General features: G+C 69.1%; 19 protein-coding genes. 10 read left to right on the top strand and 9 right to left on the bottom strand.

Annotated elements, in window-relative coordinates:
* Positions 1 to 230 precede the first annotated feature (230 nt).
* On the top strand, positions 231 to 1,019 hold the full coding sequence (locus ABCR94_RS21005) for a ferritin-like domain-containing protein (RefSeq protein WP_347121136.1): 789 nt from the start codon (positions 231 to 233) through the stop codon (positions 1,017 to 1,019).
* A 33-nt stretch (positions 1,020 to 1,052) separates the two neighbouring features.
* On the opposite strand, the gene ABCR94_RS21000 is transcribed toward ABCR94_RS21005, so the two are convergent.
* Entirely contained in the window at positions 1,053 to 2,075 is a 1,023-nt protein-coding gene (locus ABCR94_RS21000; RefSeq protein ID WP_347121135.1) for a magnesium and cobalt transport protein CorA, read from the bottom strand.
* 59 nt (positions 2,076 to 2,134) lie between these two features.
* Here ABCR94_RS21000 and ABCR94_RS20995 point away from each other — a divergent pair, with 59 nt between their 5' ends.
* From ABCR94_RS20995 to mshC, 4 genes are all read left to right on the top strand, one after another.
* Positions 2,135 to 2,821, top strand: a complete 687-nt coding sequence (locus ABCR94_RS20995) for a histidine phosphatase family protein (RefSeq protein ID WP_347121133.1) — start codon at positions 2,135 to 2,137, stop codon at positions 2,819 to 2,821.
* A 68-nt stretch (positions 2,822 to 2,889) separates the two neighbouring features.
* The gene (locus ABCR94_RS20990; RefSeq protein ID WP_347121132.1) at positions 2,890 to 3,480 is read left to right on the top strand and encodes an Rv2134c family protein; all 591 of its coding nucleotides are present in this window, start codon (positions 2,890 to 2,892) and stop codon (positions 3,478 to 3,480) included.
* Positions 3,444 to 4,271, top strand: coding sequence for an Rv2133c family protein (locus ABCR94_RS20985; RefSeq protein WP_347121131.1), 828 nt, complete (start codon positions 3,444 to 3,446; stop codon positions 4,269 to 4,271). Before ABCR94_RS20990 ends, ABCR94_RS20985 begins: the two co-directional genes overlap by 37 nt.
* 77 nt (positions 4,272 to 4,348) lie before the next feature.
* The gene (gene mshC / locus ABCR94_RS20980) at positions 4,349 to 5,578 is read left to right on the top strand and encodes a cysteine--1-D-myo-inosityl 2-amino-2-deoxy-alpha-D-glucopyranoside ligase (protein WP_347121129.1); all 1,230 of its coding nucleotides are present in this window, start codon (positions 4,349 to 4,351) and stop codon (positions 5,576 to 5,578) included.
* A gap of 397 nt (positions 5,579 to 5,975) precedes the next feature.
* On the opposite strand, the gene ABCR94_RS20970 is transcribed toward mshC, so the two are convergent.
* From ABCR94_RS20970 to ABCR94_RS20945, 6 genes are all read right to left on the bottom strand, one after another.
* The gene (locus ABCR94_RS20970; RefSeq protein WP_347121128.1) at positions 5,976 to 7,034 is read right to left on the bottom strand and encodes a PAC2 family protein; all 1,059 of its coding nucleotides are present in this window, start codon (positions 7,032 to 7,034) and stop codon (positions 5,976 to 5,978) included.
* Positions 7,035 to 7,231: 197 nt separating this feature from the next.
* On the bottom strand, positions 7,232 to 7,903 hold the full coding sequence (locus ABCR94_RS20965; protein WP_347121126.1) for a FadR/GntR family transcriptional regulator: 672 nt from the start codon (positions 7,901 to 7,903) through the stop codon (positions 7,232 to 7,234).
* Between the two features lie 156 nt (positions 7,904 to 8,059).
* Positions 8,060 to 9,670, bottom strand: a complete 1,611-nt coding sequence (locus tag ABCR94_RS20960) for a glycerol-3-phosphate dehydrogenase/oxidase (RefSeq protein WP_347121125.1) — start codon at positions 9,668 to 9,670, stop codon at positions 8,060 to 8,062.
* A 3-nt stretch (positions 9,671 to 9,673) separates the two neighbouring features.
* Positions 9,674 to 11,200 carry a glycerol kinase GlpK gene (glpK, locus tag ABCR94_RS20955; RefSeq protein ID WP_347121124.1) on the bottom strand — a complete coding sequence of 509 codons (1,527 nt, stop codon included), beginning with the start codon at positions 11,198 to 11,200 and terminating at the stop codon, positions 9,674 to 9,676.
* Positions 11,201 to 11,238: 38 nt separating this feature from the next.
* Positions 11,239 to 12,027 (bottom strand): MIP/aquaporin family protein, encoded by a 789-nt coding sequence (locus ABCR94_RS20950; protein ID WP_347121122.1) that lies wholly within the window; start codon positions 12,025 to 12,027, stop codon positions 11,239 to 11,241.
* 244 nt (positions 12,028 to 12,271) lie between these two features.
* A complete protein-coding gene (locus ABCR94_RS20945; RefSeq protein ID WP_347121120.1) occupies positions 12,272 to 13,036 on the bottom strand; it encodes an IclR family transcriptional regulator in 765 nt (254 codons plus the stop codon).
* A 204-nt stretch (positions 13,037 to 13,240) separates the two neighbouring features.
* Here ABCR94_RS20945 and metH point away from each other — a divergent pair, with 204 nt between their 5' ends.
* The 4 genes from metH to ABCR94_RS20925 all read left to right on the top strand — a co-directional run bounded on the left by metH (position 13,241) and on the right by ABCR94_RS20925 (position 21,328).
* Positions 13,241 to 16,756 carry a methionine synthase gene (gene metH / locus ABCR94_RS20940; protein ID WP_347121119.1) on the top strand — a complete coding sequence of 1,172 codons (3,516 nt, stop codon included), beginning with the start codon at positions 13,241 to 13,243 and terminating at the stop codon, positions 16,754 to 16,756.
* A 97-nt stretch (positions 16,757 to 16,853) separates the two neighbouring features.
* Positions 16,854 to 17,555, top strand: a complete 702-nt coding sequence (locus ABCR94_RS20935) for an HAD family hydrolase (protein WP_347121118.1) — start codon at positions 16,854 to 16,856, stop codon at positions 17,553 to 17,555.
* A 499-nt stretch (positions 17,556 to 18,054) separates the two neighbouring features.
* Complete coding sequence (locus ABCR94_RS20930; protein WP_347121116.1) at positions 18,055 to 19,653, top strand: ABC transporter substrate-binding protein; 1,599 nt, start codon at positions 18,055 to 18,057, stop codon at positions 19,651 to 19,653.
* A gap of 85 nt (positions 19,654 to 19,738) precedes the next feature.
* Positions 19,739 to 21,328, top strand: a complete 1,590-nt coding sequence (locus tag ABCR94_RS20925) for an ABC transporter substrate-binding protein (protein WP_347121114.1) — start codon at positions 19,739 to 19,741, stop codon at positions 21,326 to 21,328.
* A gap of 95 nt (positions 21,329 to 21,423) precedes the next feature.
* On the opposite strand, the gene ABCR94_RS20920 is transcribed toward ABCR94_RS20925, so the two are convergent.
* Positions 21,424 to 22,095 carry a response regulator gene (locus tag ABCR94_RS20920; RefSeq protein WP_347121113.1) on the bottom strand — a complete coding sequence of 224 codons (672 nt, stop codon included), beginning with the start codon at positions 22,093 to 22,095 and terminating at the stop codon, positions 21,424 to 21,426.
* A gap of 13 nt (positions 22,096 to 22,108) precedes the next feature.
* Positions 22,109 to 22,990, bottom strand: a complete 882-nt coding sequence (locus ABCR94_RS20915) for a RecB family exonuclease (protein WP_347121112.1) — start codon at positions 22,988 to 22,990, stop codon at positions 22,109 to 22,111.
* Positions 22,991 to 23,144: 154 nt separating this feature from the next.
* On the opposite strand from ABCR94_RS20915, the gene ABCR94_RS20910 reads away from it, so the two are divergent.
* Positions 23,145 to 24,395 (top strand): site-2 protease family protein, encoded by a 1,251-nt coding sequence (locus ABCR94_RS20910; protein WP_347121394.1) that lies wholly within the window; start codon positions 23,145 to 23,147, stop codon positions 24,393 to 24,395.
* Positions 24,396 to 24,440: the final 45 nt, after the last annotated feature.

Here is a 24,440-nt window from a genome sequence, read left to right as displayed (position 1 = left end):
GCCGGTTCGGTGCGACCGGCGGTGGAGAAAGTCTGCGGCCGTGGTGGGGGCTCGGGGGTCTTCCCCGCCACGGCCGTCATGGAGAACAACGCTTCAAGAGCTTGTCGGTTACGCGCAGATACGGTTCGCCCTGTCCTTCTTCCGGCTGAGTTGTCCGGCGCAGCGGTTGCCCGCCCTCCCATCACGCACTTGACTTGTTCTCTGCGGATGTATTCACGGAGGTGTCCCAGATGCTCTCGGCCCGAAGCCTGTTCCAGGAAATCATCGACAACGACGACTCCTTCCAGCTCTTCTGCTCCATCGCGGCCAGCGGCGAGGCCCAGGGCGGCTGGGAGAACGGCCGGATCGCGGCCCTCGTCCCCGAGAGCATGCGTGCCCTCGCACCCAAGATCACCCGGCACGGCGCGGACGAGGACAAGCACGGCAGGCTCTTCAACGCCCTGCTGAGGAAGCGCGGCCTCGACCCGGTCCCGGTCCCGCCGGAGACCGACTACACAATGCTGCTCGAACGCAAGGGCATCGGCCTGGCCCACGAGAAGCTGCGCCGCGACGAGCCGCTCACCGAGCAGGACATCCTCGTGTACCTGTCCCACAGCCGGGTCACCGAGCAGCGCGCCGCCGACCAGATGGACATGCTGGTGAAGTACTTCGGCGACCACCCCGAGGCGGGCAAACCGATCAGGATGATCTGCCACGACGAGGACAACCACCTGGCGTACTGCCACGAGGAACTGCTCCGCCTGGCCCGCGCCGGGCACGGCCGGGAGATCCAGCGTGTCCTGCGCGAGAGCGCCCTCGCCGAGATCGGTGTCTACCGGGACGTGAGCCTGGCCGTCATGGCGCGGATGGGCCGCATCCTGGGCTGGCCGAAGCCCAAGGCCGCCGCGCTGGCCACGGGAATTCACGGCGTGTACGGGTACGAACGCCTCGGCGGCTGGCGGCGGATGGTGAGCCTGACCATGCCGGAGCGCCGGGGCGCACTCGACGGCCCCGCGACGTCCGTGCCCGGGCTCGCCTGAAGCGCGGCGCCCGGGCGTCGCGGCCGTCCGGGCTCAGAGCCAGCCGCGCCGCTTGAACTGGCGGTACAGGCCGACCTCGCACAGCGCCATGAACAGGATCAGCGCCGGATAGGACCACAGCCACTTCAGCTCAGGCATGTGCTCGAAGTTCATGCCGTAGATGCCCGCGACCATGGTCGGTACCGCCGCCATGGCGGCCCATGCTGAGATCTTCCGCATGTCGTCGTTCTGCCGTACCCCCATCTGCGCGAGATGCGCGGACAGGATGTCGGACAGCAGCCGGTCAAGGCCGTCCACCTGCTCGTTGGCGCGGGCGAGGTGGTCGCTCACATCCCGGAAGAACGGCTGCGCGTGCTCGTCGACGAACGGCAGGCCGGGCGACGACAGCCGCAGTATGGGCTGGGTGAGCGGCCCCGTCGCGCGGCGGAATTCGAGGACCTGCCGCTTGAAGGTGTAGATCCGCGCGGCGGTCGAGGGGGCGCGGGGCGTGCCCTTGGCAAGCGCGCCCGTCGGCTCCCCGACCGGCGCGAAGACCTCCGCCTCCAGCTCCTCCAGGTCGGTCTGGAGCTCGATCCCGACCTCCACATACTGGTCCACGACGGCGTCGCTCACGGCGTACAGCACCGAGGTGGGTCCGTGCCGCAGGACCTCGGGATCGGCTTCGAGCCGGTGGCGTACGGCGGCCAGCGGCGAGCTCTCGCCGTGCCGCACGGTCACCACGAAGGAATCGCCGACGAAGAGCATCAGCTCGTCCGTGGTCACGGTGTCGCTCTCCGGGTCGTAGAGCACCGGCTTGAGCACCGCGAAGAGCGAATCCTCGTACACCTCCAGCTTGGGCCGCTGATGGGCCGCGAGGGCGTCCTCCACGGCCAGCGGATGCAGCCCGAACTCGCTGCTGACGAGAGCGAACTCCTCTTCCGTCGGCTCATGCAGCCCGATCCACAAGAACGCGTCCCCGGTGGCACGCGCCTCCGCGAGGGCATCCGAAAAGTCGGAAGGGCCCTCGGTGCGGCGCCCTTCCCGGTAGATGGCACAGTCGACGATCACGGCGCGCATTCTCCCCCGGTACGGGCCCGAGCGCACCTCGGCGCGTTACGCCGCCTAGGCTGACCGGCATGGCCACGCTGATCCTCGTACGCCACGGACGCTCGACCGCCAACACCGCGGGACTGCTCGCGGGCTGGACACCGGGCGTCTCCCTCGACGAGCGCGGTACCGCCCAGGCGACCGCCCTCCCCACCAGGCTGGCAGCCGTGCGGCTGGCCGCCGTCGTCAGCAGTCCGCTCGACCGCTGCCGCCAGACCCTCCAGCCGCTTCTCGACGCGCGCCCCGGGCTCCCGCTGCACACCGACGACCGCATCGGCGAGTGCCACTACGGCGACTGGACGGGCCGCAAGCTTGCCGAGCTGTCCGACGAGCCGCTGATGGCCGCCGTGCAGCAGCACCCGTCGTCCGTGACCTTTCCCGGCGGCGAGTCGATGCGCGCCATGCAGGCGCGCGCGGTCGATGCCGTGCGGGACTGGAACGCGCGCATCGAGGCGGAGCACGGCGAGAACGCCGTCTACGTGATGTGCTCGCACGGCGACATCATCAAGTCCGTCGTGGCCGACGCGCTCGGCCTTCACCTTGATCTCTTCCAGCGGATTCACGTCGACCCATGTTCCCTCACGGCCATCCGCTACACCGGGATTCGCCCCTTTCTCGTACGCCTCGGGGACACCGGAGACCTCACCTCGCTGGCCCCGCGGGAGAACACCAACGGCGGGGACGCGGCCGTAGGAGGCGGCGCGGGCGCACCGTGATCGCTTCGCGCAGTAGGGTGGACGGGCCCTGAGCCCGCGCATACGACCGATTTCAAGGAGAGCAGGACGTGTCCCGTCAGGTATTCCTCTACGACCCGCCGGACCGCTTTGTGGCCGGTACGGTCGGGCTGCCTGGACGCCGTACGTTCTTCCTTCAGGCGTCGGCGGCCAGCCGGGTCACCAGCGTCTCGCTGGAGAAGACCCAAGTGGCCGCCCTCGCCGAGCGGATCGACGAACTGCTCGACGAAGTGGTGCGCCGCACCGGCGGCAACGCCCCGGTGCCGGCCGTCGCCCCCGCCGATGTCACCGACAGCGCACCCCTTGACGCCCCCGTCGAGGAGGAGTTCCGCGTCGGCACCATGGCGCTGGCCTGGGATGGCGAGGAACAGCGCATGATCGTCGAGGCGCAGGCCCTGGTGGAACTCGACGCCTCGGACGAGGAAGGCCTCGCGGACGCCGAGGAGCGGCTGCTCCAGGACGAGGAGAACGGTCCGCCGATGCTGCGGGTGCGGCTCAGCGGCGCGCAGGCCAGAGCATTCGCCAAGCGCGCCTTCGACGTCGTCAACGCGGGGCGGCCGCCCTGCCCGCTGTGCAGCCTGCCGCTCGACTCGGAAGGACACGTATGTCCGCGCCAGAACGGATACCGCCGCGGAGCGTGACGCCGGTGGATCAGCTCACTGTCCTGGCGAAGGGGCAGCTCACGGTCCGCGGACGGGTCCGCGAGGCCTCCAACGCGGTCCTCTACTGCGGGATCGAGTACGAGGGCGTGTCGGCGTCCTGCGTGTACAAGCCGGTCGCCGGGGAACGGCCCCTGTGGGACTTCCCCGACGGCACGCTCGCCCAGCGAGAGGTCGCCGCGTACGAGATCTCCGAGGCGACCGGCTGGGGCCTGGTGCCGCCGACCGTGCTGCGCGACGGTCCGTACGGCGAGGGCATGTGCCAGCTGTGGATCGAGGCGGACGCCGACGCCGGACTGCTGGCCCTGGTCGAGGACGAGGAGCCGGGCGAGGGCTGGAAGCCGGTCGTCCTCGCGGAGGTCGCCGAGGGCCGCACCGCCCTGCTCGTGCACGCCGACGACGAGCGGCTGCGGCGGCTCGCGGTCCTCGACGCGGTCATCAACAACGCCGACCGCAAGGGCGGCCACCTGTTGCCGACGGCCGACGGGAAGCTGTACGGCATCGACCACGGCGTCACCTTCAACGCCGAGGACAAGCTCCGCACCCTGCTGTGGGGCTGGGCCGGCGACCCCCTGACGTCGGAGGCCCTGGAGGTACTGGCGCGGGTGTCCGGGGCTCTGGTGGAGGGGCGGCCGCTGGCCACCCGGCTGGCCGAACTGATCACCCCGGCCGAGGTCGACGCGGTGCGCGCGCGGGTGACGGCGCTGCGGACCACGGCCCGCCACCCGCAGCCGAGCGGCGAGTGGCCGGCTATTCCCTGGCCGCCGGTGTGATGTCTCACCGGCCCTGACCAGTGATCCGTTCCGCATCCGGTTCGTATCCGGAACGTGCGTCCGGTTACGCTCATGACATGCATGCCTGGCCCGCTTCTGACGTCCCCGCCCTGCCTGGTAAGGGCCGCGACCTCAAGATCCACGACACCGCGACCGGTGGTCCCGTATCCCTGGACCCCGGCCCCGTCGCCCGTATCTATGTCTGCGGCATTACGCCGTACGACGCGACCCACATGGGTCATGCGGCGACCTACAACGCGTTCGACCTTGTGCAGCGCGTGTGGCTCGACACCAAGCGGCAGGTTCATTACGTCCAGAATGTGACGGACGTGGATGACCCGCTGCTGGAGCGGGCGATCCGCGACGGACAAGACTGGACCGAGCTCGCGGAGCGTGAAACCGCTCTGTTCCGTGAGGACATGACGGCCCTGCGAATGCTCCCGCCGCAGCACTACATCGGCGCGGTCGAGTCGATACCCGGCATCGTCCCGCTCGTTGAGCGGCTGCGCGACAAGGGGGCCGCGTACGAGCTCGAAGGGGATGTGTACTTCTCCGTCGAGGCCGACCCGCACTTCGGTGAGGTCTCCGGACTCGACGCCGACGCGATGCGGCTGCTCTCCGCCGAGCGTGGCGGCGACCCGGACCGCCCCGGCAAGAAGAACCCGCTCGACCCGATGCTCTGGATGGCCGCCCGTGAGGGCGAGCCGAGCTGGGACGGAGCGAGCCTGGGCCGCGGCCGGCCCGGCTGGCACATCGAGTGTGTGGCCATCGCCCTGGACCACCTCGGCATGGGCTTCGACGTGCAGGGCGGCGGCTCCGATCTCGCCTTCCCGCACCACGAGATGGGCGCGTCGCACGCCCAGGCGCTGACCGGCGAGCACCCGTTCGCCAAGGCCTATGTGCACGCCGGGATGGTCGGTCTTGACGGCGAGAAGATGTCGAAGTCCCGGGGCAACCTGGTCTTCGTGTCGAAGGTGCGCCGCGACGGCGTCGACCCGGCCGCGATCCGTCTCGCCCTGCACTCGCACCACTACCGCTCCGACTGGGAGTGGACGGACCAGGTCCTCGCGGACGCCGTCGAGCGTCTCGCGCGCTGGCGCGCCGCCGTGTCGCGCCCCGACGGACCGTCCGCCGACGCCCTGGTCGAGGAGATCCGCGAAGCCCTCGCCAACGACCTCGACACCCCGTCCGCACTGCGTGCCGTGGACCGCTGGGCCGCGTTCCAGCAGTCCGACGGCGGTACGCAGGAGGGGGCGCCCGGCGTGGTGTCGCGCGCCGTCGACGCACTCCTCGGGGTGGCGCTGTAGCTGAACCCCTTGCAGAGCCCGTTGTAGGGACATGACGGTGCCGGGCGGAGGATCACTCCGCCCGGCACCGCTGGGCCCAGGGGCCCGCCTTCACCGCGAACGGGATCGAGCGAACCCCGGACGAGCCGGGCCCTGCTGGTGGTCAACACCGTTGTGGACGGCGGTGCGTTGATGCGCGTCGACCCGCGCAACGGCGTCGCCCGCCAGGTCGACCTGGGCCCGCTGAGGATCCCCAACGGCGACGGTCTGCTGCTGCTCGGCCGTCTCCTGTACGTCGTCCAGCAGGCGCAGAACGCGATCGACGTGGTGCGGCTCGACGCGAGCGGCACCAGGGGCGCCGCGGTCGCCCGCATCACCGACCCGCGCTGTGTGGCGCCGCCCCCACCCGCATCGCCCGCTACTCCTCCGAGGCGTCTTCCGCCCCGCCGCTCCCACTCCCACTGCCGCCCGCCTCGTCGGCGTCCCCCTCTTCGGGGGCCACCTCGTCGGGGACCGCCTCCGCGCGCGGAGGCCTGGGCGGCCGGGTGCGACCGCTGGCGTTGTCACGCAGGTACGACGTGCTGCTCTCGCTGCCGTCCGTGGCATGGCCGGGGCCGGACACGCCGGGTCCCGGACCGCCGTCGCGCCGCCGCAGGTACCGCTCGAACTCGCGGGCGATGGCCTCGCCCGACGCCTCGGGAAGGTCCGCGGTGTCCCGCGCCTCCTCCAGCGACTGCACGTACTCGGCGACCTCGCTGTCCTCCGCGGCCAACTGGTCCACGCCGACCTGCCAGGCGCGGGCGTCCTCGGGCAGCTCGCCGAGCGGGATCCGCAGATTGATGAGGTCTTCGAGACGGTTGAGCAGGGCGAGCGCGGCCTTGGGATTCGGAGGCTGCGAGACATAGTGCGGCACGGCCGCCCACAGGCTCACGGCCGGGACGCCGGCGTGCGTGCACGCCTCCTGGAGGATGCCGACGATGCCCGTCGGGCCCTCGTACCGCGTCTCCTCCAGGTCCATCGCCCGCGCCAGATCCGCGTCGGAGGTGACACCGCTGACCGGCACCGGGCGGGTGTGCGGAGTGTCGCCGAGCAGCGCACCCAGGATCACGACCATCTCGACGCCCAGCTCATGGGCGAAACCCAGGATTTCGTTGCAGTACGAGCGCCAGCGCATCGACGGCTCGATGCCGCGGACCAGGACGAGGTCACGGGGTTTGTCGCCGCCGATCCGCACCACGGAGAGCCGCGTGGTCGGCCAAGTGATCTTGCGTACCCCGCCGTCCAGGAACACCGTGGGACGGTTCACCTGGAAGTCGTAGTAGTCCTCGGCGTCCAGCGCCGCGAACACCTCGCCCTTCCACTCCCGCTCCAGGTGCGCGACCGCGGTGGAGGCGGCGTCGCCGGCGTCGTTCCAGCCCTCGAACGCGGCCACCATGACCGGGTCGATCAGCTCGGGAACACCCTCGAGCTCGATCACCCAGCGCCTCCTTCCGAAGCTTGCGAAGTTCCTTTGTGCATGTGCCAACCCTACGGCTTCCAGCAGGTCCGGCCGCAGCCCCTGCGCACGGCCGGGTGAACACGGTGACGCCTGAGGTGACGCCTGATACGCACCGGGAAAGCGTGCCCTTCGTACGCGAAATCATTCGAAAAGGCCGCAGCGCGGTATGCGCGCGGTCAGAGCGTGGTGCGCAGCCACTGCTCGACGCTCGCGATGTGCACCGTCGCCCAGGACCGCGCCGCTTCCGCGTCCCCGTCGCGCAGCGCGGTGAGGATCGCGCGGTGCTCGTGGAGCGTGCGGCTGACGGCGTCCTCCTGGGTCAGGCCGCGCCAGATCCGGGCCCTGGTCGTCGGGCCGGAGAGACTGTCGAGCAGGGAGCAGAGCACCGAGTTGCCGGAGCTCTGCACGATGACACGGTGGAATTCGAGATCGCAGGCAACCAGCTCCTCGACCGAGGGCTGCGACCCCAGTGCGTCCAACTGGGCGCTCAGTGCGTCCAGTTGGGCGCCGGTGATCCGGGAGCTCGCCATCGCGGTGGCGGCGGGCTCCAGGATGCGGCGTACGGCGAGGAACTCCAGCACCGTGTCGTCCCGGTGGAAGTCCACGACAAAACTCATCGCTTCGAGGAGCAGTTGTGGGTCGAGGCTGGTGACGTAGGTCCCGTCGCCCTGGCGCACGTCGAGGATGCGGATCAGCGACAGGGCGCGCACCGCTTCGCGCAGCGAGTTGCGGGACAGGCCCAGCTCGGCGGCGAGTTCGCTCTCCTTGGGGAGGCGGTCACCGGGCCGCAACGCGCCCGAGACGATCATTTCCTTGATCTTCTCGATGGCTTCGTCGGTGACGGCCATGGACGACCTCCTCGTTGCGTCCGGCAACTGCCACCAGACGTCCGATGTATCGCCTCATTATGCCGCGCCGAAGTAGCCGGTGAGTATCAGACGGACGCGGGCAGCGGCGGGGCCCGGAGTCGCTCTCCTCCGGGCCCCGCCGCGTCGCCGGGTCGTTCAGACCTTGCGGGCCAGTACGTCCTCCACCTTGCCGCGGATCTCGTCCGTGGCCAGGCCACGGATCGTCAGCGTCGTACGGCGGCGCAGGACATCGTCCACCGTCTCGGCCCACTCGTGGTCACGGGCGTACACGACCTGCGCCCAGATCTCCGGCGCGTCCGGGTGGACGCGCTCGGCCAGCGCCGGATTGTCGTTGGCCAGCCGCGCGATGTCGAAGGCCAGCGAGCCGTAGTGGGTCGCCAGGTGGCGGGCGGTGTCCCCGCCCATCCGCGGGCCGGGGCTGCCGCCGTCGACGAGCAGCCGGTGGGCGACCGCGTTCGGGTTGGAGATGCCCGGCAGCGGCTGGTGCTTGGGCAGCCGCGACATCGGCTCCATGTCCTCGCCCAGCGGATGGCCGGGCAGGGCGGCGAGCTTGTTCACGACGGTGCGGCCGATGTGACGGAACGTCGTCCACTTGCCGCCGGCCACCGAAAGCATGCCGCCGCGGCCCTCGGTGACCACCGTCTCGCGCTTGGCCTTAGAGGTGCTCCCGGGGCCGCCGGGCAGCACCCGCAGACCGGCGAACGAGTAGGTGATCAGGTCGCGGGACAGCTGCTGGTCGCGGATCGAGAAGGCGGCCTCGTCCAGGATCTGGGTGATGTCCTTCTCGTTGACGGCGACATCGGCCGGGTCGCCCTCGTACTCCTCGTCGGTCGTACCGAGCAGGAGCTGGTCCTCCCACGGCAGCGCGAAGGTGATCCGGTACTTGTCGATCGGCGTCGCCAGCGCGGCCCGCCAGGGGGAGGTGCGCTTGAGCACCAGGTGCGCGCCCTTGGAGAGGCGGATGGAAGGGGCCGCGTGGGGGTTCTCCAGCTTGCGCAGGTGGTCGACCCACGGACCGGTGGCGTTGAGCACCAGACGGGCGTCGACCCCGAACTCCGTACCGTCCATGCGGTCTTCGAGCTCCGCGCCGGTGACCCGGCCGCCTGTGAAGCGCAGCCCGGTGACCTTGGCGTGGTTGAGGACGGTGGCGCCCGACTCGACGGCCGCGCGGACCGTCATCAGGGCCATCCGGGAGTCGTTCATCTGGTCGTCGCCGTACACGGCCACGGCCTTGAGGTTGTCCGTACGCAGCTCGGGCACCTCACGCGCGGCCTTTGACGCGCTGATGACATGGCCGACGCCGTCACCGAAGGCGGACAGCGCGGAGTAGGCGAAGACGCCCGCACCGAGCTTGGCCGCGCCGTGCGGGCCGCCCTTGTAGACGGGGAGGTAGAACTTCAGGGGGTTGGACAGGTGCGGCGCGACGTCGCGGGAGACCGCGCGGCGCTCGAAGTGGTTCTCCGCGACCAGCTTGACCGCGCCGGTCTGCAGGTAGCGCAGACCGCCGTGGAGCAGCTTGGAGGAGGCGGAGGAGGTGGCGCCGGCGAAGTCGCCGGCGTCCACCAGCGCCACCCGCAGCCCGGACTGCGCGGCGTGCCAGGCGGTGGAGATGCCCAGGATGCCGCCGCCGATCACCAGGAGGTCGTATGTCGCCTTGGAAAGTCGCTCCCGAGTCTCGGCGCGGCTCGCTGTGGAACCGTCAGCCGGGTGCGTCCCGAGGGCCGGGACGCTCTGCAGGGTGGTCATTTTTTACTCCTCGTCCTCGATCCAGCCCATGGTCCGCTCTACGGCCTTGAGCCAGCTCTTGTACTCGCGGTCGCGGGTGTCCGCGTCCATGCGGGGGGTCCACTCGGCGGCCCTGCGCCAGTTGGCGCGCAGTTCGTCGGTGTTGGACCAGAAGCCGACGGCCAGGCCGGCGGCATAGGCGGCGCCGAGGCAGGTCGTCTCGGCGACCATCGGGCGCACCACGGGTGCGTCCAGGAAGTCCGAGAGGGTCTGCATCAGCAGGTTGTTGGAGGTCATACCGCCGTCGACCTTGAGTGCGGTCAGCTCGACGCCGGAGTCCTTGGTCATGGCGTCACTGATCTCGCGGGTCTGCCAGGCAGTGGCCTCAAGAACGGCGCGGGCGATGTGCGCCTTGGTGACGTACTGGGTGAGACCGGCGATCACACCGCGGGCGTCGGGACGCCAGTACGGGGCGAAGAGGCCGGAGAAGGCGGGCACGAAGTACGCGCCACCGTTGTCCTCGACGGAGGAGGCCAGCGTCTCGATCTCGGCGGCGCTCTTGATCAGGCCCATCTGGTCGCGCATCCACTGGACGAGCGCACCGGTGACGGCGATCGAGCCTTCGAGGGCGTAGACGGGCTTCTGGTCGCCGATCTGGTAACCGACGGTCGTCAGCAGGCCGTTGTACGAGTTGACGGGCGTGTTGCCGGTGTTCATGAGCATGAACGTGCCGGTGCCGTACGTCGACTTCGCCTCGCCCTGGGCGAAGCAGGTCTGGCCGAAGAGGGCCGCCTGCTGGTCACCGAGCGCGGAGGCGACGGGTACACCCGCCAGCGGGCCGCTCTTGGCGACGCCGTACACCTCGGAGGAGGAACGGATCTCCGGCAGCACGGCCGCCGGGATGCCCATGGACTGCACGATCTTCTCGTCCCACTGCATCTCCTGCAGGTTCATGAGCAGCGTGCGGGAGGCGTTGGTGACGTCCGTGACGTGGACGCCGCCGTCGGTGCCACCGGTCAGGTTCCAGATGATCCAGGAATCCATGGTGCCGAAGAGGACGTCGCCGTCCTCGGCGCGCTTGCGCAGGCCGTCGACGTTGTCGAGCAGCCAGCGGACCTTCGGGCCGGAGAAGTAGCTGGCCAGCGGCAGGCCGGTCTCGCGGCGGAAGCGGTCCTGGCCGACATTGCGGCCGAGCTCCTTACAGAGCGCGTCGGTGCGGGTGTCCTGCCAGACGATGGCGTTGTGGACGGGCTCACCGGTGTTCTTGTCCCACATCAGCGTGGTCTCACGCTGGTTGGTGATGCCGATCGCCTTGACGTCGTCGGGCGTGATGCCCGCCTTCTCGATGGCGCTCGCGACGACTTCCTGGACGTTGGTCCAGATCTCGGTCGCGTCGTGCTCCACCCAGCCGGGCTTGGGGAAGATCTGCTCGTGCTCCTTCTGGTCGACCGCGACGATGCGGCCGTCCTTGTCGAAGACGATGCAGCGGCTGGAGGTGGTGCCCTGGTCGATGGCCGCGATGAACGGGCCGGTGGTGTGTGCGTCGGTCACGGTGTGCTCCCGGAGGTCTAGAGGGTCGGCCGGTCGGCTCAGGCGAACGCGAGTTGGTAGATCCCCGCGGCGAGCGCTCCGCCGGCCAGTGGGCCGACGACGGGGATCCAGGCGTAGCCCCAGTCGGAGCCGCCCTTGTTCGGCAGCGGCAGCAGGGCGTGCACGATGCGCGGGCCCAGGTCGCGGGCCGGGTTGATCGCGTAGCCGGTCGGGCCGCCGAGCGACAGACCTATGGCGACAACGACGAGCGCGGTGATGAGGGCGCCGAGAACGCCGAGGCCCTTGCCGCTGTCGTTGAGACCCTGGGTGAGCACCGCGAGAACGAGCACGGTGGTGCCGATGACCTCGGTGGCCAGGTTCTGCCAGACGTTCCGGATTTCCGGACCGGTGGAGAAGATGCCGAGCACCGGGCCGGCCTTGGGCGCGGCCTTCTGGTCGACCAGACCCTCTACGGCGGGCTGCGCCGCGAGGATCTCCGGGTCCGTGAGATGGGCCTGGAACTGGCCGTAGTACGCGATCCAGACCAGAGCGGCGCCGATCATGGCGCCGAGCATCTGGCCCGCGAAGTAGACCGGAACGTTACTCCAGTCTCCGTCCTTGATCGCGATTCCGACCGTGACCGCCGGGTTCAGGTGGGCGCCGGAGAGGCTGCCCGTCATGTACACGGCGGTCAGCACGGCGAAGCCCCACCCGAAGGTGATGGCGAGCCAGCCGGCGTTCTGCGCCTTCGAGCGCTTGAGTACGACGGCGGCGACGACGCCACCGCCGAGCAGGATGAGTACGGCGGTACCAATGATCTCGCCGATGAAGATGTCGGAGCTGGACACCCGCGACTCCTTTGTCCTTCGTCCAGGGAAAAGGCGGAACCCGAGTCCCTCCGGGTGGTCCGCGCCCTCGGTGAGGGCCTAGCCGGTCCCTTGGCGTTGCCACACTCTAGCGCGTATTGCCGGTAGGTGTTCGGCATTGCCGACCGATGAACGGCAGTTTTCCCTCCAGTGAAGACACACGTCAAGAGTTCTGTGACGAGTGTCGCGATCGTTACCAGAGTGACAGCAGATGTCCGAACGCGCCTCAGAAGCGCCCGGCGCCCAGATCCCGGGAGACGGCACGGGCGCAGTCGCGCACCGCGGCGACCAGGTCGGGACGGAGTTCCCCGTTCTCGCACACCCGCTCCACCGCACCGGTGATGCCGACCGCGCCCACGGGCACCCTGCGCCGGTCGTGGATGGGTGCGGCGATCGAGGCCACCCCGACCCAGGTCTCTTCCACGTCGGCGGCCCAGCCGCGCGCCCTGGTCAGATCCAGGACGGCCTCGAAGTCCACCGCGTCGGTGATCGTGCGCGGCGTGAAGGTCTCGCGGTCGTTCTCCAGGACCTCGTTGTGCGCCACGGGGTCGTACGCGGAGAGGACCTTGCCCAGGGCTGCGGAGTGCAGCGGCTGCATCGCCCCCACCTCAAGCACCTGCCTGCTGTCGTCCGGGCGGAAGACGTGGTGGATGACCAGCACACCCCGCTGGTGCAGCACGCCGAGATAGGCGCTCTCGCCGCTGGACCGGGCCAGATCGTCGGTCCACACCAGCGCGCGGGCGCGCAGCTCGTGCACGTCCAGGTAGCTGTTGCCCAGGCGGAGCAGCTCGGCGCCCAGCTGGTAACGGCCGGACGCGGCGTCCTGTTCGACGAAGCCCTCCGCCTGGAGGGTGCGCAGAATGCCGTGCGCGGTGCCCTTGGCCAGGCCGAGTGAGGAGGCCACCTCGGACAGGCCGAGCCTTCGTTCGCCACCGGCGAGCAGGCGCAGCATCGCGGCCGCCCGCTCAAGCGACTGGATGTGCCGTGCCACCGCTCTGCCTCCTCCGCCTCGGTTCGACAATGCTGAACAGTATCGGCTCATGTCGACTCAGTGTCACCGCGCACCACCGCGCACCACCGCGTCCGCCCCGTGGGACGTTCCACGGCGCGAACGGCACCACAGCTACCCTGGCCGGGTGCGCCTTCCGCCGGAAGACGTAAAGCCGACAGCCGTCGCACCTCAGGGAGCACTTCCATGGCCTCGTTGCCGACCCCCACGCCTGCCAGCAGCAGTACCCGAGTAGCAGCCTTCCGCGAGGCGCTCGCCACCCGTGTGGTGGTGGCGGACGGGGCGATGGGCACGATGCTTCAGGCGCAGGATCCGACCATGGAGGACTTCGAGCAGCTTGAGGGCTGCAACGAGATCCTGAACATCACCCGGCCCGACATCGTGCGCTCGGTGCACGAGGAGTATTTCGCGGTCGGCGTGGACTGTGTGGAGACGAATACCTTCGGTACGAACTACGCGGCGCTTGCCGAGTACGACATTCCCGAGCGTGTCTTCGAGCTGTCGGAGGCCGGGGCGCGGATCGCGCGTGAGGTGGCGGACGAGTTCACCGTCTCCACCGGGCAGCAGCGCTGGGTGCTCGGCTCGATGGGTCCGGGCACGAAGCTGCCGACGCTGGGGCACGCCCCGTACATCACCCTGCGGGACGCGTACCAGCAGAACGCCGAGGGCATGATCGCCGGCGGCGCGGACGCGCTGCTGGTGGAGACGACCCAGGACCTGCTCCAGACGAAGTCCGCGATCATCGGCGCCCGGCGTGCGATGGACGTCGCCGGTGTCAGCCTCCCGCTGATCTGCTCGGTAACCGTCGAGACCACCGGCACGATGCTCCTCGGCTCGGAGATCGGCGCGGCGCTGACCGCGCTGGAGCCGCTGGGCATCGACATGATCGGGCTGAACTGCGCGACCGGCCCCGCCGAGATGAGCGAGCACCTGCGCTACCTCGCCCGCCACTCGCGCATCCCGATCTCCTGCATGCCCAATGCCGGTCTGCCCGTGCTCGGCAAGAACGGCGCGCACTACCCGCTGTCCGCCGGTGAACTCGCCGACGCCCAGGAGACGTTCGTACACGAATACGGTCTCTCGCTGGTCGGTGGCTGCTGCGGTACGACGCCCGAGCATCTGCGCCAGGTCGTCGAGCGCGTCCGTGACCTGCGGCCCGCCGAGCGCCGGGCGCACCCCGAGCCCGGCGCGGCCTCCCTCTACCAGACCGTTCCCTTCCGCCAGGACACTTCGTTCCTGGCCATCGGGGAGCGGACGAACGCCAACGGGTCGAAGAAGTTCCGCGATGCCATGCTGGAGGCCCGCTGGGACGACTGCGTGGAGATGGTCCGCGACCAGATCCGCGAAGGCGCGCACATGCTCGACCTGTGCGTGGACTACGTCGGCCGCGACGGCGTCGCCGACATGCGCGAACTCGCTGGACGGTTCGCCACCGCCTCCACGCTCCCCCTCGTGCTCGACTCCACCGAGGTCGACGTCCTGCGCGCCGGTCTTGAGAAGCTCGGCGGGCGGGCCGTCATCAACTCGGTCAACTACGAGGACGGCGACGGCCCCGAGTCCCGCTTCGCGAAGGTCACCGCCCTGGCCAAGGAGCACGGCGCGGCACTGATGGCGCTGACCATCGACGAGGAGGGCCAGGCCCGTTCGGTCGAGCACAAGGTCGCCATCGCCGAGCGGATCATCAATGACCTGACCGGCAACTGGGGCATCCACGAGTCCGACATCCTCATCGACTGCCTGACGTTCACCATCTGCACCGGGCAGGAGGAGTCCCGCAAGGACGGCGTCAACACCATCGAGGCCATCCGCGAACTCAAGCGCCGCCGCCCCGACGTACAGACCACGCTGGGCCTGTCCAACATCTCCTTCGGCCTCAACCCGGCCGCCCGCATCGTCCTCAACTCCGTCTTCCTGGACGAGTGTGTGAAGGCGGGGCTGGATTCGGCGATCGTGCACGCGTCGAAGATCCTCCCGCTCGCCCGGCTGGGGGAGGAGCAGGTCTCCGTCGCCCTCGACCTCATCCACGACCGCCGCGCGGAAGGCTACGACCCGCTCCAGCGCTACCTCGAACTCTTCGACGGCGTCGACACCAAGTCGATGAAGGCGGGCAAGGCCAAGGAACTGCTCGCGCTGCCGCTGGGCGAGCGCCTTCAGCGCCGGATCATCGACGGTGAGAAGAAGGGCCTGCAGGCGGACCTCGACGAGGCGCTCCAGACACGTCCGGCGCTGGCGATCGTCAACGACACGCTGCTTGAGGGCATGAAGACGGTCGGTGAGCTGTTCGGCTCCGGTCAGATGCAGCTGCCGTTCGTGCTCCAGTCCGCCGAGGTGATGAAGACCGCGGTGGCGCATCTGGAGCCGCACATGGAGAAGACCGACGACGACGGCAAGGGCACCATCGTGCTGGCCACCGTGCGCGGCGACGTCCATGACATCGGCAAGAACCTGGTCGACATCATCCTGTCCAACAACGGCTACACCGTCGTCAACCTCGGCATCAAACAGCCCGTCTCCGCGATCCTGGAAGCCGCCGAGGAACACCGCGCCGACGTCATCGGCATGTCGGGTCTGCTGGTGAAGTCCACGGTGATCATGAAGGAGAACCTCCAGGAGCTCAACCAGCGCAAAATGGCGGCCGACTTCCCGGTGATCCTCGGCGGAGCCGCGCTGACCAGGGCGTACGTCGAGCAGGACCTGCACGAGATCTACGAGGGCGAAGTCCGCTACGCACGCGACGCCTTCGAAGGGCTACGGCTGATGGACACGCTCATCGGCATCAAGCGGGGTGTCCCCGGCGCCGTACTGCCCGAACTGAAGAAGCGCCGCGTCGCCAAGCTCGACACCCCCCTCGTCGAGGAAGTCGAGGAAGAGGGCGCCGCCCGCTCCGATGTGAGCATCACCAACCCGGTGCCCACCCCGCCGTTCTGGGGCACCCGCGTCGTCAAGGGAATCGGCCTCAAGGAGTACGCCTCCTGGCTCGACGAGGGCGCGCTCTTCAAGGGCCAGTGGGGCCTCAAGCAGGCCAGGGCCGGCGACGGGCCGACGTACGAAGAGCTGGTGGAGACCGAGGGCCGGCCGCGGCTGCGCGGCTGGCTGGAGCAGCTGCACACCAGGAACCTGCTGGAGGCCGCGGTCGTCTACGGCTACTTCCCGTGCCACTCCAAGGGCGACGACCTGATCCTCCTCAACGAGGACGGCTCCGAGCGCACCCGCTTCACCTTCCCGCGCCAGCGCCGCGGCCGCCGCCTGTGCCTGGCGGACTTCTTCCGCCCGGAGGAGTCCGGCGAGCCGGACGTCGTCGGCCTGCAGATCGTCACCGTCGGCTCGAAGATCGGCGGAGCCACCGCCGAACTGTTCGAGTCCAACTCCTACCGCGACTACCTCGAACTGCACGGTCTGTCCGTGCAGTTGGCCGAGGCGCTCGCCGAGTACTGGCACGCGCGGGTGCGCACCGAACTCGGCTTCTCGGGCGAGGACCCCGCCGACGTGCAGGACATGTTCGCGCTCAAGTACCGCGGCGCGCGCTTCTCGCTCGGCTACGGAGCCTGCCCCAACCTGGAGGACCGCGCGAAGATCTCCGACCTCCTGAAGCCCGAGCGGATCGGTGTCGAACTCTCCGAGGAGTTCCAGCTGCACCCCGAGCAGTCCACCGACGCGATCGTCATCCACCACCCCGAGGCGAAATACTTCAACGCGCGTTGAGCGGTTGAGTCGTACACTGGTCCGTCCAGTGCAGGCCGGCCGCCCTCCCCACCGGGAGGGTGACCGGCCTTCTCGTCCCTCAAGGAGGTGTGCCCGGATGACCAGTACGGTTCCCGCGCCCAGTACCCGTATGGCCGAAGGCTCCGCCCTGCAGGCCGTCTTCCTCGACATGGACGGCACCCTGGTCGACACCGAGGGCTTCTGGTGGGACGCCGAAGTGGCGGTCTTCGCCGACCTCGGGCATGTGCTGGACGAGTCGTGGCGCGACGTGGTCGTCGGCGGGCCCATGACCCGCAGCGCCGGATATCTCATCGAGGCCACCGGCGCCGACATCACGCTCCCCGAAATCACCGTGCTGCTCAACGACCGCTTCGAGGCCCGCATCGGGCACGGGGTGCCGCTGATGCCGGGCGCCGCCCGCCTCCTCGCCGAGCTGGCCGCGCACTCGATGCCCACCGCCCTGGTCTCCGCGTCGCACCGGCGCATCATCGACCGGGTCCTGGAGTCGCTCGGCCCGGACAAGTTCACCCTCACCGTCGCGGGCGACGAGGTGGCGCGCACGAAGCCGCACCCCGACCCGTATCTGCACGTCGCGATGCGGCTGGGGGCCGACCCGACGCAGTGCGCGGTCATCGAGGACACCGCGACCGGTGTGGCCGCCGCGGAGGCTGCCGGCTGCCGTGTGGTGGCGGTGCCGTCCGTCGCCCCGATCGCGCCCGCGCGGGGCCGGGTGGTCGTGGGTTCGCTCGAAGAAGTAGACCTCGCTTTTCTCAGCACCTTGATTACGGGAATGTACTGACCGTTCACCGAGAGTGCTTTCCGGAATGGCGCCGGGAACTCCCGGCATTGGAATGCGCTTTTCCGTACCGGGTGGAGCGCGGGAAAAGAGGGGTGATCAATAGCCCGCCCGGAGTGATGTTCGTCACGGGCTGGCAGCCCCGCGCAGGTGTGCGCGAGTCCCCGATCGCCGCTACGAAGCCGTTTTCAGCACCCTTGTGTCCGCATTGGTGGAGCGGTGTACGAATCATTCCCGCACTCCGGCGACGTCATCCTGCCCTTCATGATCACCAGCCGAAAACAGCCCGGTCGTGCACCGGTCCTGCTTCCCGGGCGATTCCCACTAATCTCGTCGTGAGTACTTCGCCGCATCAACGCGTGCCTCAGCACTCGACCAGTTGCTGACACCACGGAACCCAACGCACTGCATCCGGCCCGATCGCCCCGCCCAGACCGGGTGGCCGCGGCGGAGTGTCCCGCAATCGCTGAAACTCAGTGCCGGATGAGGGAGAACGTCCAGGATGAACCGCAAGACTCTGGTGCTGCCGGCCATAATCGGCCTGCTCGCTCCTGTGCTGGCCGCGTGTGGCGCGACGGGCAGTGGCGGCGAGGGCGGCGACGCCATTGTTGTGGGTACCACGGACCAGTTCGCCGCCACCAAGGACACTCCGGCGCCCTTCGACCCCGCGTTCGCCTACGACGCGGGTGTCTGGAACATCCTGCGCCAGACCGTCCAGACACTGATGCGCATCCCGCGCGGCGGCGGTGCGCCGGTGCCCGAAGCGGCCTCCAGGTGCGGCTTCACCGACACGCAGAACGAGAGCTTCCGCTGCAAGCTCCGCAGCGGACTCAAGTTCCCCGGCGGCGAGGCCATCACCGCCGATGTTGTGAAGTTCTCGCTCGAACGCGTGGTGAAGATCAAGGACAGCAGCGGTCCGAGCGGCCTGCTGACCAACATCGACACGATCGAGACCAACGGCGACAGCGAGATCGTCTTCCACCTGAAGACGCCGGACGCCACGTTCCCGTACAAGCTCTCGACGCCCGCCGCAGGCATCGTCGACCCCAAGGCGTACGAAGCCACCAAGGTCCGCGACGGCTTCGAGATCAGCGCCTCCGGCCCGTACACCGTGAAGGCCGAGACCAAGGGCAACAAGGTCACCAGCGCCGTCTTCACCAAGAACCCCGACTACCAGGGTGACTTGAAGGTACTCAACGACAAGGTCGAGCTACGCTCGTTCCCGGACGCCGACGCGATGGAGAAGGCGCTCAAGGACGGCGAGATCAGCATGATGACCCGGACCCTGACGCCCGAGCAGATCGAGCGGATGTCGGAGAACCAGGAGGAGGGCATCGACCTCGTCGAGATGCCCGGCCTGGAGATCCGCTACCTGGGCTTCACCACCGACAAAGCCCCGGTGAAGGACAAGGCGGTGCGCCAGGCGATGGCTGCCATCATCGACCGCGGCGAGCTCGCGGGCAAGGTCTACCCGGCCACCGCCGAGCCGCTGTACTCGAACATCCCGGCCAGCATCGCGGGCCACCAGAACTCCTTCTTCAACAAGTACGGCGAGCCGAACCGCAAGAAGGCCGCGAACATGCTGAGCGCGGCCGGCATCAGCACCCCGGTGAAGTTCACCCTGAACTACACCACCGACCACTACGGTGTGGCCACGGAGAAGGAGTTCGAGGTGCTCAAGGAGCAGCTCAACGCCAGCGCGCTCTTCGACGTCGACATCAAGGGCACCGAGTGGACGAAGTTCCGGGAGAACCAGAACCGCGGCGACTACGCGGTCTACGGCATGGGCTGGTTCCCCGACTTCCCGGACGCCGACAGCTATGTCGCACCGTTCCTGGACGAGGGCAACTTCCTCAACAGCCCGTACGTGAACAGTGAGATCCGCACCAAGCTCATCCCCGAGTCGCGGAGCGCCGCGGACCGGGGCGCGGCGTCCGCGCCGTTCGAGCGGATCCAGGAAATCGTCGCCAACGACGTGCCGCTGCTGCCGCTGTGGCAGGGCAAGCAGTACGTCGCCGCGCGCGACGACGTCACCGGAGTCGAGTGGTCGGTCACCAGCTCCGCGGATCTGCAGCTGTGGGAGTTGGGCCGCGGCGTCTGACGATGCGGGCAGTACCCGGTCGCGAAGATCTCGCGGCCGGTGGGCAATTCGGTAAAAGCATTCGGTAATCAGTGAGGCAAGTTCTGTGAAAACTCGTAACCAGTGGCTGACAACCCCGCTCGCGGTGGGTCTGGCAGCAGGTCTGCTCGGCGGCTGCGGCACCGATGAAGGCGGCTCCGGGAACACCGGCGACGCGGTCGTCATGGGGATGTCGGACGAGGTGCTGGCCACCGACCCCGCCTCGGGCTACGACCCGGGATCCTGGCTGCTGTTCAACAACGTCTTCCAGTCCTTGCTCAGCTTCCCCAAGGGCAGCTCGGTTCCGCAGCCCGAGGCCGCCGAGAAGTGCGGCTTCGACAACGGCAGCAGCACCATCTTCCGCTGCACACTGCGCGAGGGGCTGAAGTTCAGCAACGGCAACACGCTGGCCTCGAAGGACGTCAAGTACTCCTTCGAGCGCGCACTGAAGATCAACGACAAGGCCGGCCCCGCGCCGGTCATGCTCTCCACGATCGACACGATCGAGACCCCCGACGACAAGACCGTCGTCTTCAACCTCAAGGTCCCGGACGCCACCTTCCCGAGCAAGATCGCCTCGGGCGCGGGATCCATCGTCGACCACACCGAGTACGCCTTCGACGAGCTGCGCACCGACAACAAGGCCGTCGGATCGGGCCCGTACAAGCTGGACTCCTTCGGCGAGACGGAAGCCGGCTTCTCGGTCAACGAGAGCTACCGGGGCACCGCCGAGACGAAGAACAACGGCGTCACCATGAAGTTCTTCCACGGTGACCAGAAGGCCCTGGCCGCGTCGTTCAAGAAGCGCGAGATCGACCTCGCCTACCGAGGCCTCACCGCCGGGGACATCGCGGAGCTCGAAACGTCGACGGACAGCAGCGACAAGGACGTCGAGGTCGTCGAAGGCACCAGCGCCGAGGTCCAGCACCTGGTCTTCAACGTGAACGACCCGATCGTCGGCAAGCTCGGCGTGCGCAAGGCCATCGCCTACCTCGTCGACCGCGACGCACTGGTACGCGACGTCTACCAGTCCACTGCCACCCCGCTGTACTCGATCGTCCCGGCCGGCATCGGCGCCCACAACACGGCGTTCTTCGACACCTACGGCGGCAGCCCGCAGCCGGCCAAGGCCGCCAAGGCGCTGCGGAACGCGGGCATCAACGGCAAGGTCAAGCTCACGCTCTGGGCCACGCCGAGCCGCTACGGACCCGCCACGGTCCAGGAGTTCGAGGCGATAGCCAAGCAGCTCAACACGAGCGGGCTCTTCGACGCGACGGTCAAGTCGGTCGAGACCGAGCAGTACGAGAAGGACATCGCGGCCGGCAGGTACGGCGTGTACGTGAAGGGCTGGGTCCCCGATTATCCGGACCCGGACAACTTCACCCAGCCGTTCTTCGACAAGGACAACGTCCTCGGCAACAACTTCGAGAACGAAGAGATCACCGGCCGGATCATCCCGGACACCGCCGCCGCCGCCGACCGCACCACGGTCGAGGAGGACTTCGGCAAGCTCCAGGACATCGTCGCCGCCGAGCTGCCGATCCTCCCGCTGTGGCAGGGCAAGCAGTACGCCGTGGCGCACGACGGCATTGCGGGTCTGGAATGGACCCTCGACGCCTCGACCGTCTTCCGCTTCTGGGAAATCAGCAAGGCCTGACGCAACCGCCTGACGGAAACGCCTGCGGGGACCGACACCGTCGGTCCCCGCAGGCGTTTCTGCTGCCGAACCCGCTCACCGGGCCCGGCGGTCCGCTACTGGGCGCCGGGCCTGACCAGCCCGCTCTCGTACGCGTACACCGCGGCCTGCACGCGGTCGCGCAGCCCCAGCTTGGTCAGCACATGACCGACATGGGTCTTGACCGTGGTCTCGCTGACGAAGAGATCCGCGGCGATCTCCGCATTGGACAGCCCACGGGCCACCAGCTTGAGGACCTCGACCTCGCGCTCGGTCAATGTGTGCAGAGTGTCGGGCGTCTGCTCCTCACCCGACGGCAGATGATCGGCGTACTTGTCGAGCAGCCGACGCGTGATGCTCGGCGCCAGCATCGCCTCACCGGCCGCGACCACCCGGATCGCCTGAACGAGCTCATTGGCGGGCGCGTCCTTCAGCAGGAACCCACTGGCGCCCGCCCGCAGCGCCTCCACCACATACTCGTCGAGGTCGAAGGTCGTCAGCACCAGCACCTTCGCCGGGCCGTCACGGCCCGGCCCGGTGATCTGACGGGTCGCCTCGACCCCGTCCATCCGCGGCATCCGGATGTCCATCAGGACCACATCGGGCTGCAGCGCCCGGACCTGGTCGAGCGCCTGCAGACCGTCTCCGGCCTCGCCGACGACCGCGAGGTCCTGCTCGGCCTCCAGAATCATCCGGAAGCCGGTGCGCAGCAGCGGCTGGTCGTCGACCAGTAGGACGCGGATAGCCACAGGTTCTCCTTCTCTAGACCGGGCCCATTCTGCCCTGGTCCTCCCCGGCCGATTCGGCCGGGCGCAACGACAGCGGATACACCGGGGGAGTGCCGCCGAATTCCGGACATACAGCCTGGTAGTCGCACCACCCGCACAGCTTCGTCCTGCGCGGCAGCCACTCACCCGTCTCGGTGGCCTCCTTGATCGCGTCCCACAGCGCGAGCAGCTTGCGCTCCACCCGCTCCAGATCCTCTGCGACCGGGTCGTACGTCAGCACATCACCACTGCCCAGATACACCAGCTGGAGCCGGCGCGGCACCACGCCCTTCCACCGCCAGATCACCAGCGCGTAGAATTTCATCTGGAACAGCGCACCCTCGGCATACTCCGGCCGCGGCGCCTTGCCCGTCTTGTAGTCGACGACCCGCACATCGCCCGACGGCGTCACATCCACCCGGTCGATGATGCCGCGCAGCCGCAGGCCCGACTGCAGCTCCGTCTCGACGAACAGCTCACGCTCCGCCGGCTCCAGGCGCGTCGGGTCCTCCAGCGTGAACCACCGCTCGACCAGCTCCTCCGCCTGCGCCAACCAGCGCGACAACCGCTCGCCCTGCGGATCCTCCGCGAACAGCTCGACCAGCTCGGGCTTGGACTCCAGCAACCGGTCCCACTGCCCGGGGACCATCGCCCTGGCCCGCGGCGCCGTACGCTCGGTCGCCGGATCGTCGAAGAGCCGCTCCAGCACCGCATGCACCAGCGTGCCGCGCGTCGCCGCCTCACTCGGCTTCTCGGGCAGCTTGTCGATCACCCGGAACCGGTACAGCAGCGGACACCGCATGAAGTCGCTCGCCCGCGAAGGGGACAGCGACATGGGGCGCTGGGCAGCATCGGCCCGACCGGTACTCGTAGTCATGACTCAGACCCTACGACCCGCCACTGACAGCGAGCCGCATACCATCGACGACAGACGTACCCGACCCGCATGATCGTAGGGCCGACCGCCCCGGCGGGAAGCGAAGCACCGAGCGATCCGCATGTGAAGCGTGACGACCGAACGAAGGGACACCGTGGACGAGAGCGGCGAGAGCGGACAGCCGCAGTCCGGCGCAGGGGGCAAGCGCCCCGGCGCCTCGCCCGACGGCGGCAAACCGCAGCGCCCCCGGGAACCGGGCGGCGGCCTCCTGATGGGCCGTCCCTTCGGCGTGCCGGTGTACGTCGCGCCCAGCTGGTTCCTCGTCGCGGCGCTCATCACCTGGGTCTTCGGCGGCCAGCTCGACCGCGTACTCCCCGAGTTGGGCAACCTCCGCTACCTGGTCGCGCTCTTCTTCGCCGTCGCCTTCTACGCCTCGGTGCTCGTCCACGAACTGGCCCACACCGTCGCGGCCCTGCGCTTCAAACTGCCGGTGCGCCGCATCCAGCTCCAGTTCTTCGGCGGCGTTTCGGAGATCGAGAAGGAGTCCGAGACCCCGGGACGCGAATTCATCCTCGCCTTCGTCGGCCCGCTGCTCTCCCTCGTACTGTCCGGCGTCTTCTACGCGGGCATGAAGGCCGTCGACCCGGGCACCGTCCCCGGCGTCCTGCTGGCCGGCCTGATGATCTCCAACCTGATCGTGGCCGCCTTCAACCTGCTGCCCGGCCTGCCCCTCGACGGCGGTCGGATGCTTCGCGCCGTCATCTGGAAGATCACCGGAAACCCGATGAGCGGCACCGTCGCCGCCGCCTGGGTCGGCCGGGCCCTCGCCGTCAGCGTCCTCATCGGCCTCCCGCTGCTCACCCACACCGGCGCCCTCGGGAACTCCACCGCGGACATCGGCGGCATGGAAACCGTCACCGACGCGCTGCTCGCCGCCATCCTCGCCGCCATCATCTGGACCGGCGCAGGCAACAGCCTGCGCATGGCCCGGCTGCGCGAACACCTCCCCGACCTGCGCGCCCGCACACTCACCCGGCGCGCCGTCCCCGTCGAGTCCGCCACCCCCCTCTCCGAGGCGCTGCGCCGCGCCAACGAGTCCGGCGCCCGCGCGCTGGTCGTCGTCGACGGCCAGGGCGAGCCCACCGCGGTCGTCCGCGAGGCGGCCATCGCCGGCGTACCCGAGCACCGCCGCCCCTGGGTGGCGGTGAGCGGCCTTGCGCAGGACCTCACGGAGGACATGATGGTCCCCGCCGAACTGGCGGGCGAAGCCCTCCTGGAGCGCCTCAGGGCCTCCCCGGCCACCGAGTACCTCGTGGTCGAGGAGACCGGCGAGATCTACGGCGTCCTGTCCACCGCCGACGTGGAACGCGCCTTCGTCGCGGCCATGGCCAGGCCGCAGTCCTGAAGGACCCCAGGTCCGCCCGCACGTGCGGGCGGGCGGCCGGGGTGA

Source organism: Streptomyces changchenzhani, assembly GCF_039766235.1.
Classification (GTDB): Bacteria; Actinomycetota; Actinomycetes; order Streptomycetales; family Streptomycetaceae; genus Streptomyces.
Note: the sequence above shows the minus strand (reverse complement) of the source record. Positions and strands in the feature narration are given on the sequence as shown.